11 protein-coding genes are annotated in these 14,555 nt (G+C 60.1%); 8 read left to right on the top strand and 3 right to left on the bottom strand.

The genetic code is table 11. The features are described 5' to 3' along the window. Positions 1-133: 133 nt before the first annotated feature. From ACSEXW_RS06255 to ACSEXW_RS06245, 3 genes are all read right to left on the bottom strand, one after another. On the bottom strand, positions 134-2,230 hold the full coding sequence (locus tag ACSEXW_RS06255) for an LTA synthase family protein (protein WP_438445256.1): 2,097 nt from the start codon (positions 2,228-2,230) through the stop codon (positions 134-136). A 149-nt stretch (positions 2,231-2,379) separates the two neighbouring features. Then, on the bottom strand, positions 2,380-2,928 hold the full coding sequence (locus ACSEXW_RS06250; RefSeq protein WP_438445255.1) for a YfiT family bacillithiol transferase: 549 nt from the start codon (positions 2,926-2,928) through the stop codon (positions 2,380-2,382). A gap of 134 nt (positions 2,929-3,062) precedes the next feature. Continuing rightward, a complete protein-coding gene (locus tag ACSEXW_RS06245; protein WP_438445254.1) occupies positions 3,063-3,788 on the bottom strand; it encodes a lipase family protein in 726 nt (241 codons plus the stop codon). Between the two features lie 183 nt (positions 3,789-3,971). On the opposite strand from ACSEXW_RS06245, the gene ACSEXW_RS06240 reads away from it, so the two are divergent. From ACSEXW_RS06240 to ACSEXW_RS06205, 8 genes are all read left to right on the top strand, one after another. Further along, on the top strand, positions 3,972-5,126 hold the full coding sequence (locus tag ACSEXW_RS06240; RefSeq protein WP_438445253.1) for a F510_1955 family glycosylhydrolase: 1,155 nt from the start codon (positions 3,972-3,974) through the stop codon (positions 5,124-5,126). A gap of 99 nt (positions 5,127-5,225) precedes the next feature. Then, a complete protein-coding gene (locus ACSEXW_RS06235) occupies positions 5,226-7,340 on the top strand; it encodes a stalk domain-containing protein (protein ID WP_438445252.1) in 2,115 nt (704 codons plus the stop codon). 145 nt (positions 7,341-7,485) lie between these two features. Further along, positions 7,486-8,613: an ATP-binding protein gene (locus ACSEXW_RS06230; RefSeq protein ID WP_438445251.1), complete on the top strand. Its 1,128-nt coding sequence runs from the start codon at positions 7,486-7,488 to the stop codon at positions 8,611-8,613. Further along, positions 8,610-9,275: a response regulator transcription factor gene (locus ACSEXW_RS06225; protein WP_438445250.1), complete on the top strand. Its 666-nt coding sequence runs from the start codon at positions 8,610-8,612 to the stop codon at positions 9,273-9,275. The genes ACSEXW_RS06230 and ACSEXW_RS06225 overlap by 4 nt, the downstream gene beginning before the upstream one ends. Positions 9,276-9,399: 124 nt before the next feature. Then, entirely contained in the window at positions 9,400-10,293 is an 894-nt protein-coding gene (locus tag ACSEXW_RS06220; protein ID WP_438445249.1) for a GAF domain-containing protein, read from the top strand. 164 nt (positions 10,294-10,457) lie between these two features. Further along, complete coding sequence (gene ric / locus ACSEXW_RS06215; RefSeq protein WP_438445248.1) at positions 10,458-11,180, top strand: iron-sulfur cluster repair di-iron protein; 723 nt, start codon at positions 10,458-10,460, stop codon at positions 11,178-11,180. Between the two features lie 175 nt (positions 11,181-11,355). Continuing rightward, on the top strand, positions 11,356-12,396 hold the full coding sequence (locus ACSEXW_RS06210) for a hypothetical protein (protein WP_438445247.1): 1,041 nt from the start codon (positions 11,356-11,358) through the stop codon (positions 12,394-12,396). Then, positions 12,383-14,551 carry a molybdopterin oxidoreductase family protein gene (locus ACSEXW_RS06205; RefSeq protein ID WP_438445246.1) on the top strand — a complete coding sequence of 723 codons (2,169 nt, stop codon included), beginning with the start codon at positions 12,383-12,385 and terminating at the stop codon, positions 14,549-14,551. The genes ACSEXW_RS06210 and ACSEXW_RS06205 overlap by 14 nt, the downstream gene beginning before the upstream one ends. Positions 14,552-14,555: the final 4 nt, after the last annotated feature.

Genomic DNA, 14,555 nt, shown 5'->3' with positions numbered 1-14,555 from the left:
AAGGGAAAACCTCCTGTAAAGGGTTGGTAAAAAACTCTTCCCGATACTGTATGCAGGAGGGCGGGCTAAGGTCTACGGGCATCCGCCCAAAACAAAAGCCTCCCGGCTCGAAAAGAGCGGGAGGCTGTCTGATCTATCGGTCCAGCTTGACGGTCTTGGTCTGGGCGATGACGCTGTCCTTATTGTCCTTCACGTGTACGGCGATGTCCCAGGTTCCAGGCTTGCTCTGGTCCGCCGGTACAATGGCGGTCAGCTTCTCGTGGGACACGAACTTGGTCTTCAGCGGCTTGCCGTTCAGGGTCACCTCCGACAGCTCCGGCAGGTTGGCGCCATCCAAGGTCAGGGTAACCTCCTTGCCGTTGTCGCCGGAAGGAGTGACGGCCGTCAAGTCCATGACGCCTAGGCCGAGCACGAAGCTCTTGGGCATGATCTGATCCTTGAACTCCGAATATCCGTGCTGATCTCCGAACAGGATGTCATACTGGAGCTTCTCGTAGTTCTGCAAGTCCGGGTCCTGTTCGTTGATGTTCAGCTTGGCGTATTGATCCTTCGGCGGCAGAACGGGAATCTTCTTGTACAGCTGCTTCAGGTAGTCCGTGTAATAGGTGCCCTTCAGGTTGGCCTTCTCCACGATGTACGGCTCGAGGAAGGCGGGGCTCAGGTACATGTCTTCCTTCTGTTCGGGCAAGTAGTTATTCCAGATGACGAATGGAGTCCGGTACATCTTGGTCCAGAAATCGGGGTCATCCTTGCCGGAGATGTATTTGGCATCGATATAGCCCTTGTAATCGTCCCCTAGCGCCGGCATATGGTCGCCGAAGAAGAGGATGATGGTCGGCTCGCCGCTCTGGCTGTAGTGATCCACCAGCTTCAGAAGCATGCGGTCCGCATCGATCAGGCCTTGGGCCAGCGTCTCCAGGAAGCCCTTGGCTTGCCCGTCCACGCCCTCGGCCTTGATGGTGTTCTCCTTAAACTTGCCCGGCCAGAAGTGGAAGTGGTTCTGCATCGTGTTGGCGAAGATCATATCCGGGCCCGGGGTTTGCTTGCTCTCGTTAATGATATTGTTGGCGACCTCATCATCGGCGATGTACGGGCCTTCGAAGACCTGATTGAAGAATTCGATGCTGATGAACTTGGAGAAGCCTAAGTATTCATACACCTTGCGGCTGTTGAAGTACCAGTTGTGGAACGGGCTGATGGCAGTGGAGGTGTAGCCCTGCCGCGCGGCGATGGAAGCGAGAGAATCCACCGGCCGGTTCACGAACTGGTTATAAGCGGTGGAGCCTTGGGGCAGGAAACGCATGGTGTTCCCCGTCAGGACCTCGAATTCCACGTTGGCCGTGCCGCCGCCATATTGCGGGGACAGGATCCATCCGCTGGGGAACTTCTCGGCCAGCTTATGAAAACCGGGGATCGGATCCCGGCTGAACTTGACGCCCGGGATGATGGTCGGATCCCAGAAGGCTTCACTAAGTACGACAATCACATTGGGCTTGACGGCCGGCTCGTTTTCTCCGGCTTTGACGGCATCCGAGGGGCGGTTGACCAGAGCCTCGATGGCTTCCGCATCGTAGCCGGCCACCTTGCTGACCCCGAATTCGTCCAGATTCAAGAGGGTGCTGAGCAGGAGGCCATTGGAGAGAATGTTATCCTTCTGGTTCCACGTCTTCTCCTCGATGCCGAAGACCCCATGCATCATGGCCTTGGGCTGGAAGTAGACGACGGCCACAATCAAGAGGGCGGCCGCTGCGTAGGCAATTCGCTCCCACCCGCGGATGCGCTTGATCATGCCGGGGACCAGGTAGAGCAGGCCAACACTGGTTCCGATGTAGACCAACAGGCCCACAATGGTGCCGACGTCCATGATGTTATTGATATATTGGGTCATGTCGGAGGTTTCTCCGGTTAAGACCAGGTCCCAGGGCAGGAACGGAACGCCGAGAATCTTCATCTTCACCCCGCTGATCAGGGAGAGGATGAAGGCGAGCGTGAATACGATCCAGTATGCCCAGCGCGTACGGCCGGTGACGGCGGTAAAGAGCATCAGGAGTCCCGTCAATAAGACGGTATTGAAGAGATAAGCAGGAATGTGACCGTAGGACCAATGCATCGTCGCGCTGGCCGAGGTGCGGCTTAAAAATTCCATCAGGAATGTCAGCCACGCACCCAGAATAAAAAGGACGTATCTGCCCCGCAAATAACGTCCCGCCGTCTTTGCCCAATTTTTCATTTGTGCCTGCTCTCCCAATTGTTAACGAAGTGTTAATGCATAGTTTCGTTGGTATTATATCATGGGAGATCAGGATGGAAAACGGGAAATTCCACCGTGTGATAGAGAGTTTAAGAGAAATTTAAGGATTGCTGTCCGTTCGTCGGAGATTACCAGGATTGACGTCTTCGAAGCTCCAGAATCTGTGCGGTATGGTGCTCTCCGTGCCAAGCGTAATTCGCAAGAGCGCGGCGCAGGGAGACGTCGGCTTGGGACTCGGGATGGAAGAAGGTGCGGAGGTAATCCTCCTCGGTCATGGTACGGAGCAGCGCCGTCCACCGGTCATGGATCCCCTCCAGCATACGGAGAGAGGCTGCAACCGGGTACGAGCGGGCGTCCGCAAGCTCCGCCCACAGATCCTCGCGGTAAGGCTTGATTACCGGATGGTCCTCGGTCAGCGCCAGCTTGAAGCGAGTCACACTGTTCAGATGGGAATCGGCAAGATGATGCACCACCTGGCGTACGGTCCAGCCTTCGGGACGATAGGGGGTATCCAACTGAGCTTCACCCAGACCGTCCAGCGCTTTGGCAAGGGCCTCCGGAGCGCCTTGGATCGACGCGATCCATTCGTTCTTCCGTTCCTCGCTCCATTCTCCCTCCCAAGTAAAACGTCCCAGCGGAAACTTCAGCTTCTCCAGTTCTTCCGGTTCCATCGTCATCGTTTCTTCCACCCTTTCGCTTTTTGGTATGGAATATCGTACCATAGAAGGTAGCATCAAGGGTAACGATAAAAGCAGATGGCATCCATCGGATATGCCTATGCGGTCTCCCCGGACAAGGTCGGCGAGGGCCGTCAAGGGCACAGACCGGGCACCCGGCGGCAGAGCTTCCGGCAGGACGCGGAGCTGCCGCTGCACAAGGCCTGGGCATAGGCCGCCATGCTGTGGTTGGAAAAGGGATTCGGCCGATTAAAGGGGAGGGGCACGGGACGCCCTCCGTGCTCGTACCGGTAGAACAGCAGGAGGGCGGGGGGCAGTACCGTTACAAGGTCCTTCGGATTGAAGATGCGGAGATGGCTCTTGACCCTGGCATCCAAGGCGGAGGCAAAGTCCGCATTGCCGGGCTTGGGCGAGCCGAAGGTATAGAGATATACGGGAATCCGCCGGGAAGTGGCGGCATCCAGGGCGCACAGGGCCGCTATAGCGCCACCCAGACTGTGGCCCGTCACGTAGAGCGGCTTGCCCGCAGGAATACGCCGGATCAGCTGCTGCACCTGTTCGCGGACGGATGCATACAGCTCCGTGAACCCCCTGTGGGTGAAGCCCGCACCGTTGACATAGGGATAAGCGGTCTGGGCAAAGCTGGCGTCCCGCCGCAGATCCTCCCAGTCCTCGGTTCCCCGGAAGGCCAGGACGTACCGGGCGGCGGATTCCGCGGCGAAGCCCAGACGGGGGGCGCCGGGGCCGTCCAACAGGGCCACCGGGCGGTACCCGGCCGGCAGCCGGATGGCGCCGGACCGGTATTGCTGAATCGCCTGATAGGCGAATACGGACATGAGAAGGCATCTTTCCCGTCCCATGGTGAAGGGCCCCCTTTGCATCAAGTCTCAGAATAATCGAGGACGCTGCTAGACTTCTTGCCGAACGCCTGGCATATGAGCGCTCCGGCAGTCGTAGATCCTCGGGTTTCTCTACCTTATGCAAGGGCAAGGCTCCGTGCTATAATGTCCCATAGATCTTACATAAGGACGGAGGATGCAACAGTGAAAGGAATTTACCGCGCAGCCGCCCCGGCTGCAGCCGCAGCTCTCGCGGGAGGAGGCACCGCTTATGCCAACGGGGAGGACTCTACGGCCGCGTCTGCCGGAATCGCTTGGTACATATGGGTCGTAGCCGTTCTATGCGCGGTGACGGTCATCCTGACGGCGGTGTATTGGATCCGCCGCCACCGGCCGGAAGGGCGCTGGCTGAAGGGCTTGTCCTTATTGGCCGGAACGGGAGCCGTTCTGATGGGCGCTTTTGTCTCCTCGGGCATGTGGCAGGAGGACCACGGAAGCGCTCCGATGAATCTCATCCATATCCATGGGCTGACCTATGACGGAAGCGGAAGCCGGATCATGCTGGCTACCCACGACGGAATCAAATATTATTCGGACGGAGAATGGACATCCGGTGACGGAGAACGGCACGATTACATGGGTTTCGCGCCTTATGACGGCGGCTTCTATAGCAGCGGCCACCCGGTGTCCGGCTCGAAGCTCCAGAATCCGCTGGGTCTCGTGAAGAGCACGGACGAAGGAAAATCGATCCAGATCTTAGCCCTGCACGGACAGGTGGACTTCCATCTGCTTGGGGTTTCATACCGCAATCCGGTAATCTATGCTTATAATCCGGCCCCCAATGAGACGCTGAAGCAGCCCGGCCTGTATGTGACGAAGGATGACGGCAAGTCATGGACCCTCTGTCCGATGACAGGGTTCGCCGGCGAACCGACGGCTCTTGCCGTCCATCCGGAGAATGGCGATATCATTGCCGTGGGCAGCCGGGACGGCTTGTTCCTATCGAAGGATCAGGGCAAGAGCTTCGAGAAGCTGTTGAAGGATACGGGGATCTCCGCTCTGGGCTTCGACCGGGACGGACAGCTGACCGTCGGCGGCTTCAAAGAGAAGCCATCCCTCCTGCAGCTGGACCCCACCACCCGCAAGCTTCAGGAGGTTCCCCTTCCGGAGCTGAAGGAGGATGCCGTGGCGTATACCGGCCACCATCCCTCGAATCCGAAGGAACGCATCATCACCACCTACGATCAGGACGTCTATCTGACGACGGACGGGGGAGAGACATGGATGCGGCTGGCGGATAACGGGAAGACCAAGCCGGAGCCGGAGCTTCTGCCCAAAGCGGAGAAAAAAACCTCTTAGCCCAGCCGAATCCTGCTATAATAGCGGTATTGGAAAAATGTCGAACAATCGGGCGGCATTGGTTCCGCATTGGACCGTTGGAACGGAGGATTGGACGCTATGAGTAAGAATCCGGCCGCAATCACATGGCTGAGACGCGCAGCGCTGCTCGCGCTTCCTGCTTCCGTCCTGCTGGCTGCGCCCTATGGGGCTGCCGGCCAATCTGCGGCCCGCGAGGCGCGGGTTGTGGTGGACGGAAACGTGGAGAGGCTGGAGCAGCCTGCTTTTGTGGAGGATGGCATCTATTACATGCCCGTACGGGCTCTCCTGACCCGGCTGGGCTTCGGGATCAGATACGACGAGTCACGCGGGGTGATCCTGGCCGACCAAGCGGGAAGGCATCTGGAACTGACCCCGGATAGCAGCATCGCCTTGCTGGATGGAGGTCCAATCCATCTGGATTATCCCGTCCGGATGGTCGAAGGAAGCGCCTATTTCCCCTCGGAATCCGTCTTGGAGCTCTTAGGCTTCATCACCGAAACGGATATTCTGCGGGCGAACTATTATGTGAAGTCCACCGTCTGGCAGCGGATCGACGCCGCGCTTGCGGCCGGGCCGGAGGCTTACCGGCTGGAGGGCGAGCGCTCCCTCATGGGCGGACAGGCCCAAGTTTCTCTGTACCTGAAGGACGAGCTGATCTACACGGGCGGCTGGAAGGACGGCGGGCTGAACGGTGCGGGCAAGGTATATGACAAGGGCAGACTCGTCTATGAAGGCGGCTTGAAGGCGAACCGTCCCGAGGGCTGGGGGATCCGCTACGATACGGCCGGCGTCCGGTACGAAGGAGAGTTCCGGTCGGGCCTTCCCCAGGGAAGCGGCCGGCTGATCTCCGGAAGTAAGGTCATCTACGACGGGAACTGGAAGTCGGGCCGGATGGATGGCAGCGGCAAGCAGTACAACGCCACAGGCAAGACCGTCTACGAAGGCGGTATCGTCCGGGGGCTGCGGGAGGGCTACGGCGTAGCCTTTGACGATTCCGGCAAGATGGTCTACGAAGGGAACTGGGCCGCCGGCGTCCGAGCCGGCGAGGGCAAATCCTACGGAACCGACGGGAAAGTGGATTACTCCGGCTTCTGGTATAAGGATGTCCGGCACGGCAGCGGAACGGTGTACCGGTACGGGAAGATCAAGTCCTACGGCCTGGACGGCACCAGCGTAACCAGCGTCAAGGAAATCGAAGCGGTCTACATGACGGAAGCGGAATATGATAGGGGCTTGCGGATCGGCTCAGGCGGTAAGACGTGGGTTTACAGCGGCGAATTCTCCGACAAGGGAGAACCCAGCGGCCAAGGGGAGCTGGGAATCGTGACCGGCACCGTGTTGAGCCAAGCCGGAGTTCTGAGCGACTGGGCCCCGTTCTACAAAGGGGAATTCAAGTACGGGAAAATGTCGGGCACCGGGCAGCTGTACGACACCTCCGGCAAGATCGTCTACAAGGGTCAGGTCTCAGACGGCAAGCGGGAGGGCACCGGTTCTTCGTATAAGGATTATCGGCTCGAATATACCGGCTCCTGGAAGAGCGACAAGAAGCACGGAAGCGGCTGGAGCTTCGTTCCGGATACGGGAAGCACGGCCCAGGACAGCAAGACCTCCTACAAGATGACCGAGGTCGAGTACGTGATGGATCAATTGGCCCGCAGCGGCAACGTATACAAGGTCTATCCGTCCGCCGACAGCACGGGCTTGACCGGTACCGGGACCCAGACCTGGATTACGGATGCCGGGACGGGCGCAGCCCCCACAGGTACGTTCCCCTCCCAGTCGTTCGCGGCGCTGGTCTACAGCGGTGATCTGGTGAACGGACTTCGAGAGGGACAGGGGACCGAATATACGGCTGATGGAGGGACCTACAAGGGGAGCTTCAAGGCCAACATGCGGGAAGGCGCCGGCGTGCTGGCCGGTCCCGAGTATAAGTATGAGGGCCAGTTCAAGAACAACCGGAAGAACGGAACCGGCAAGCTGTATCATAACGGCACGCTGGAATATGCCGGGGAGTTCGAGAACGACCGCAAGCACGGTTCGGGCGTCAGCTATTGGAACAACGGCTCGAAGGAATATGAAGGGGAGTTCAAGTACGGCCTGCGCGACGGGTACGGCATCTTGTATGCCACCGACGGAATCACAGTCCAATACCGGGGGCTCTTCAAGGACGGCGAGAAGGTCGTCTCCAATTAGCTCCGGCGTCGGAGGAGCAGCTTAAGGGCCGGACGGGCTTGCGGGAACGCAGGCGCCGTCCGGCCTTTGTCGAAGAAACGGGTCGCGCCGCGGGCTGGAGGTTATGCTAAGATAGATATCATAGGATGAAAAAGGGGGACTCCGATTGGCCGCCATATGGATCGTCGGGCTTGTTCTGGCGGGTGCTGCCGCCGGATTCGGGCTTCTCCTCTATGTTCAAGCCCGCAAGCTGAAGTCCGGCCAGGACCGGCTGGCCGCCGTATTCGAGCACATTCAGGACGGGATGCTGATCCTCGATGCGGATCTGAACATCCTGGAATCGAACCCGGCCGCGAAACGGATGATGGGCCGCAGGGCGGAATCGGGGCGGTTTCACTTCTGTACGGTCTGCACCGACGAGTCGGGAATGGGGAAGCGCTGCGACTATGATGCCTGCTTCCTGCTCCCTAGCGACGGCCAGTCCCGGGAGATTGCCATTCGAACGCCGGAAGGAGGCATGCGGAGCGTCTCCTTGACGGTGTCCTCCTACCAGGAGCCGGACGGGGGGCTCCGGTATATTTTCCGGCTGGGAGAGCTGGACCGGGAACGCCGCGATGAGCGGGAGCGGATCTCGAAGATGATGACGCACAGCATTCTGCTGGCCCAGGAGCGGGAACGCAAGCGCCTGAGCCGGGAGCTGCATGACGGGATCGGGCAATCGCTCTATGGGGCGCTGATCCAACTGGACGTCCTGACCTCCTCCCTGGAGGAGGGCGAGGAGCATCCTGCGTACGGGCGGATTGAGAAGCTGCAGACGTCTCTGCGCCAAACGATCGAGGATATCCGGCACCTATCGGCCGAGCTCCGGCCTTCCGTTCTGGACGATATGGGGCTCTTGGCGGCACTTCGCCACCATATCCAATCCTTCGGGGAGAAGTTCGGCATCCAGGTCAATTTCACCTATGAAGGCGACAAGCGCCGGCTCCCCGCAGCCTATGAGACGGCGCTGTACCGGATCGCCCAGGAGGCGCTGACGAATGCGGCCAAGTATGCCCAGACGGGGCGAATCGACGTTGCGCTGAAGCAGGGGAACGGTGAGGCGGTGCTGACCGTCCGGGATTACGGCGTTGGCTTCGCCCTGCCGTCGCTTACGGAAAAGCGGGGCGTCGGCCTCTACAGCATGGAAGAAAGGGCGGAGGCGCTGAACGGCGTCTTCCGCTTGGAATCGGAGCCAGGGGCAGGAACGGTGGCAACCGTTGTGCTGCCGCTGCCGGAAGGAGGGGAAGAAGCGTGAAGATACGGATTCTGTTGGTGGACGACCATGCGGTGGTCCGCAGCGGGCTGCAGCTCCTGATCGACGCCCAGCCGGATATGCTGGTGGCGGGAGAGGCGGCGGACGGACTGGAGGCGGTGGCCAAGGCGCTGGAGCTGAAGCCGGATGTGGTGCTGATGGACCTCTCCATGCCGGGAGGGCGGGATGGTCTCCATACCACCGCGGAGCTGATGGGGACGCTGCCGGAGGCCAAGGTGCTGATCCTGACCATGCACGATGATGATCAATATCTGTTCCGGGCGCTCAAGGCCGGAGCCAGCGGATACATTCTGAAGTCCTCCCCGGGTGCGGAGCTTCTGAAGGCGATCCGGCAGGTTCACCAGGGGCAGGCTTACCTGCATCCGGCTGCGGCCAAGAAGGTGATCCAGGGCTATCTGCAGAGCACGACGCCGGGGGAGAAGGAGCCTGCGGACAGCTACGAGCTGCTCTCCGAGCGGGAGAAGGAGATATTGGGGCTGACCGCCAAGGGATACACGAACAAGGAGATGGCCGACATGCTGGCCATCAGCTCCAAGACGGTGGAGAACCACAAGGCTCATATCATGGATAAGCTCGGGCTGTCGACCCGCCGGGATCTCATGCGGTTTGCGATCAAGAGGGGACTGCTGGATTTCGAGGATTAGGGCCGGGGGCCGCTCCCGCCGTCTATAGGGGAAATGCCTTTCCCCATACGAGGGTTCTGCCGGGTGGCGCGGGCTGCCGGCGGACGATACAATGGGAGCAGAATGGAAGAGGAGGATGGCGGGGATGAGCCTACAGATACCGGGCAAGGGTCCTGATGCGGAGCCGCAGGCGACCGTCAGGACGGCGCTCAGCCTATTGAAGGACAAACTGGATGCGGATTACGTGGCGTTGGCCCTGTATGACCGCGAGCAGGAGGAGATCCGCTGGCGGGTGGCCTTCGGCGCGCTTAGCGAACGGTATAAGGCCATCGCCATCCGGATGGGCAAGGGAATAGCCGGTGACGTGCTTCTGACGGGCCGGCCGCTTGCCGTCCATGATTTTCCGGAGGACGTGGCCTCCGATCCGCTGGAGTATCCGATCATGATCATCGAGAAGCTGATCTCCTGCTATGCCGCTCCCGTCGGGGACGGAGGCACCGTATTCGGCACCTTGATGGCGGCAGACCGCAAAGGCAGGATCTTCAGCAAGTCGGACCGGGATACGGTCGATCAGGCGGCCCGAAGCATCGGGAAGCTGTACGCGGCCTCCTACGATCCTGCCGAGATCCGCCGGGAGAAGCCGGCGCCGGATGCTTCGCCGCTCATGAAGTACCTGCACCGGCACGTAAGCCAGCCGGCAGTCTTCTCCGGGGCGGAGATTCTGGACCAGCGCATCACCCGGATTCCGGCGGAGCTGCAGCAGGAGATGACGGAATGGCTGGACCGGCTCCGGGATACGCTTGTCCGCGGAGGAGAGCAGCTTCGGATCAGCGTGGAGCGCAAGGACAGCTCCCGCATGACGCTGGAGGCGGAAGCTCCCGGCAATCTGGGCGGGCCGGAGAACGAGCTGGGCTGGCTGATCGGCCGAGTCGGTGAGCTGCAGGGCAACGTAGAGATGTATAACGAGCCAGGCCGTTTCCGGGTAAGGATCAATCTGCCCGTTGGGCTTATGGCCGTAAATGCGCCTTGGGTGTTTTAACATATAGCTGTTACGCATGTGGTATCCTCCATAACACATCCCCGCTCCCAAACGTGATGCATATCACAAGGAGGGCATCAGGGATGTGTTATTTTTTGTGTATCGAAGTCATTGTGACATCTGTCACTCTCGCGAAGGCGAGCACTATAAGGAGGAGTATGAAGATGACGAACCGTATGTATACAGGCGAAGAAACCGTAGGAGCTCTGGTGGCGGCATTCCCAGGAGCGGCCAATGTATTCAAGAAGCATGCCATTGACTTCTGCTGCGGCGGCAACCGGGCGCTTAACACGGTGATCCGCCAGCAGGGCTTGGACAAGGAGACCGTTCTCGGGGAGCTGAACGAGGCCTGGACCGCCGCTGGAGAGCGCATCGACGGTACGGACTGGCGCGCTGCGCCGTCCCGCGCCATCATCGCCGAGATCGTTACGAAGCACCACGATTATCTGCGTTCGGAGCTGCCGCTGTTGGCTGACTTCACCGCCAAAATTCTTCGGGTCCATGGTCCGCACCATGCGGATTCGCTGGAGCCCCTCTACCGGTACTTCCAAGAGTTCAAGCGGGAGCTGGAGACGCACATGGTCAAGGAGGAGCAGGAGCTGTTCCCGTTGATCCTGGCCCACGAGGAGAACCCGACGGACGAGCTCTACCATCAGGCGGAGAGCAAGCTGGAGGAGCTGGAGCGGGAGCATGAGCACGCGGGCGATCTGCTGAAGAGGATGCGCGAAGTAACCGGTGGCTATACGCTGCCGGAGGGAGCCTGCCGCACCTACCAGCTGACCTTCACCAAGCTGGAGGAGCTGGAGTCGGATATGTTCCGCCATATTCATCTGGAGAATAATATTCTGTTCCTGCGCTACACGGGCCACTGCGGCTGCCACGACTAAGCCGGGGAGCAAGCCGACACCCTTGTCTTCGGAAAAAATGTTAATTGTGACCAAATCGTGAATGCTTTCACAATGGGGAAAATCCTTACGCAATAATGAGGGTTTTCCCCTCTGTCTTTATCGGGCCGGATTTCGGACAATAGAGGCAAAGAGAACGATGCAAAGGGGAATGTACATGGATCGGGCCTTCGCTTCCAGATATGCCAAGATGTACTTTATGTCGGTTATCGTGCTGCTTGCACTCATTTATGTCGGATCCCGTTTCTTCACCCACGTGGACCTGGGACTGTACGGCTATATGGTCGGCACCTTCGTCTTCATCGGAGGCTTTCTCTACCGCTTCATCAGCTGGGCGGAGCGTCCGCCGGCCAAGATTATCATCAAGAAGGGCATCAAGCTCCTGTTCCGCAAGAGCACGCCCAAGACCACCGCGGAGCATATGGTGACCTACCGCTTCATCTGGAACCGGGGCATCTACCGCTGGACGCAGCATATCCTGCTGGGCTGGGGCTGCATCCTGTCGGCCTTCGTCACCTTCCCGCTGGTGTTCAGCTGGATGTACTTTACGATGGACGACAACGGCCGGTACAACGTGATTTTCATGGGCCTGCGGATCATGCAGATGGACGCCGACGGCGTGCTGGCCTATCTCTTCTACAATGCGCTGAACATTACCGCCTTCATGGTCATCGCCGGCTGCTCCATGGCGCTCTACCGCCGGATCAAGAACATGCAGGCCAAGGCGGAGCAAAATTTCATCTATGATTTCATGCCTCTCTATATGCTGCTCTTCATCAGCTTGACGGGTCTGCAGCTGACCTTCCACAACATGGTGCTGCACGGCTGGGGCCATCCGGTGGTGTCCTTGATCCACCAATGGTCGGTTATCATCACGCTCCTGTACCTGCCCTTCGGCAAGCTGGCGCATATCCCGTTCCGTCCGGTCAGCATCCTGGCCCGGAATTACCGGGAGCACTATGCCGAGCAGGCGACGCTGGCCTGCAAGGTATGCGGCACCGGCTTCGTCTCCGCGGAGCAGTCCGCCGACGTGGCGGCCGTTCTCCAGCTGAACGGGATGGAATTCCGGACGCCCGAGGGCCATCATCTCGCCGAGCTGTGCCTGCCCTGCCGCCGGAAGTACCGCATCGCCCGCTTCTCCGGCGTATCGACCCACATGATCCCGCACAAGGAGGCCAACCAGAATGCCAAAGGATAAAGTCTTGGACAAATTCACGAACGACTTCCAGAACAAGCACCATCCGGACGAGAAGCTGGTGCCGACCCACTGCAGCTACTGCGGCATGCAGTGCGGGATGTTCCTGCGGGTGGACACGAAGAAGAATCAGATCATCGGGGTGGAGCCCCGCTACGATTGGCCCGTTACCCGGGGCAAGATGTGTCCGAAGGGAGTTACGGCGTACCAGCAGGTCAACCACAAGGACCGGCTGCTGCAGCCGCTGATCCGGACCAATCCGGCGCTTAAAGGGACGAAGGACGGCTTCCGCACCGCCACCTGGGATGAGGCGCTGGACCTGATTGCGAAGCGCTTCACGGAGCTGCAGGCGGACCATGGCAACAACACCCTGTCCGTCTACAGCGGCGTCTCCATGACCACGGAGAAATGCTACCTGACCGGCAAATTCGCCCGCGTGGCACTGCGCACCAAATACATGGATTACAACGGACGCTTCTGTATGTCCAGCGCGGCAGGAGGCTTCCTGCGGACCTTCGGCGTCGACCGGGGCTCAACCCTGCCCTGGACGGACATCCAGGAGACGGACTGCCTCTTCATTGCGGGAAGCAACACGGCTGAGTGCCATCCGACCTCCATGTTCCGGGTGTGGGAGGTGCAGAACCGGGGCGGTTATCTGATCGTCGTGGACCCTCGCGAGACTCCGCTGGCCCGTCGGGCGGACGTCCATCTGGACCTGAGGCCGGGTACGGACCTGGCCATCGCCAACTGCATGGTGAACCTGCTGGTGCAGAACGGCCATGCGGATCTGGACTTCATCGAGCAGCATACCAACGGCTTCGCGGATACCCTGGAGATCGTGAAGCAGTTCACCCCCGAATATACCAGCGAGATTACCGGCGTGGCGACGGAGAAGCTGATCCGTGCGGCGGAGCTGTACGGCAAGGCTCCCAATGCCATCGTCCTGTTCGCGCGCGGCATCGAGCAGCAGCATAAGGGCGTGGATAACGTATCGGGCTATTGCAACATGGCACTGGTCACCGGCAAAATAGGGCGTCCCAAGTCCGGCGTGGCGACCCTGACAGGCCAGGCCAACGGCCAAGGCGGCCGGGAGCACGGACAGAAGTGCGACCAGCTTCCGGGCTACCGCAAAATCGACAATCCGGCCCACGTAGAGGCCGTCTCCAAGATCTGGGGCATCCAGCCGGGCGAGATGCCGGGCGTTGGCGTATCCGCCCACGAAATGTTCGCGCTGATGAAGGAGAAGACCATCCGCGGCTTATACCTCTTGTGCTCCAACCCGGCGGTATCGGCGCCGAACCAGAACCATGTCCGGGCCTCGCTGAAAGCGCTGGACTTCATGGTCTGCTGCGACTTCTACCTGTCTGAGTCGGCGGAATTCGCCGACGTGGTCCTGCCCGCCACCACCTGGGCGGAGGACGAGGGCACCGTCACCAATCTGGAGGGACGGATCATTAAGATCAACAAGGCACAGGAGCCTCTGGGCCAGTCCAAGCCGGACTGGCAGATTCAGATCGAGCTGGCGGAGCGGATGGGCCGTGGCGATCAGTTCCGCCATCTGAAGACCGCCCGGGACATCAACGATGAGTTCCGCGCGGCCACCAAGGGCGGCTACGCCGACTACTCCGGCGCCACCTGGGAGAAGATCGAAGCCCAGAACGGCGTGTTCTGGCCCTGCCGGAGCGAGGAGGACCAAGGAACGCCGTACATGTTCCTGGAGGGCAAGTTCGGCCACGCCGACGGCCGCGCCAAGATCTTCGCCCTGCCGTACCGTCCCCCGGCGGAGGAGCCCTGCAAGGACTATCCGCTCCGGTTAACCACCGGACGCGTGGTGTACCATTATCTGTCGGGCAACCAGACCCGGCGCATTCCTTTTCTGAAGGATATGTGCCCGGAGGCGTTCGTGGAGGTTCATCCGAATACGGCGGCCCGCTACGGCATCGCCCACGATGAAGTGGTCCGGCTGTATACGCGCCGCGGCGAAGCCCATTACAAGGTGAAAGTCATCGAGGCGATCCGGGAGGATACGGTCTTCGTGCCCTACCACTTCGGACACGAGGATTCCATCAACCTGCTGACCATCGACGCCCTCGACCCCATATCGCGCATGCCGGAGTTCAAAGCCTGCGCCGCGCAGATTGAGAAGGTGAGCCGCTGATGAA

The sequence above is a fragment of the Oryzibacillus soli genome (assembly GCF_051594765.1).
Taxonomy (GTDB): domain Bacteria; phylum Bacillota; class Bacilli; order Paenibacillales; family NBRC-103111; genus Paenibacillus_AR.
The sequence above is the reverse complement of the archived record's forward strand: the minus strand, read 5'-3'. Positions and strand labels throughout refer to the sequence as shown.

Excerpts from the sequence above, each read along its gene's own strand:
- ric (WP_438445248.1), top strand. The coding sequence starts at position 10,458 with ATGACGAACCGTATGTATACAGGCGAAGAAACCGTAGGAGCTCTGGTG.
- ACSEXW_RS06220 (WP_438445249.1), top strand. The coding sequence starts at position 9,400 with ATGAGCCTACAGATACCGGGCAAGGGTCCTGATGCGGAGCCGCAGGCG.
- ACSEXW_RS06250 (WP_438445255.1), bottom strand. The coding sequence starts at position 2,928 with ATGACGATGGAACCGGAAGAACTGGAGAAGCTGAAGTTTCCGCTGGGA.
- ACSEXW_RS06245 (WP_438445254.1), bottom strand. The coding sequence starts at position 3,788 with ATGGGACGGGAAAGATGCCTTCTCATGTCCGTATTCGCCTATCAGGCG.
- ACSEXW_RS06205 (WP_438445246.1), top strand. The coding sequence starts at position 12,383 with ATGCCAAAGGATAAAGTCTTGGACAAATTCACGAACGACTTCCAGAAC.
- ACSEXW_RS06210 (WP_438445247.1), top strand. The coding sequence starts at position 11,356 with ATGGATCGGGCCTTCGCTTCCAGATATGCCAAGATGTACTTTATGTCG.
- ACSEXW_RS06255 (WP_438445256.1), bottom strand. The coding sequence starts at position 2,230 with ATGAAAAATTGGGCAAAGACGGCGGGACGTTATTTGCGGGGCAGATAC.
- ACSEXW_RS06235 (WP_438445252.1), top strand. The coding sequence starts at position 5,226 with ATGAGTAAGAATCCGGCCGCAATCACATGGCTGAGACGCGCAGCGCTG.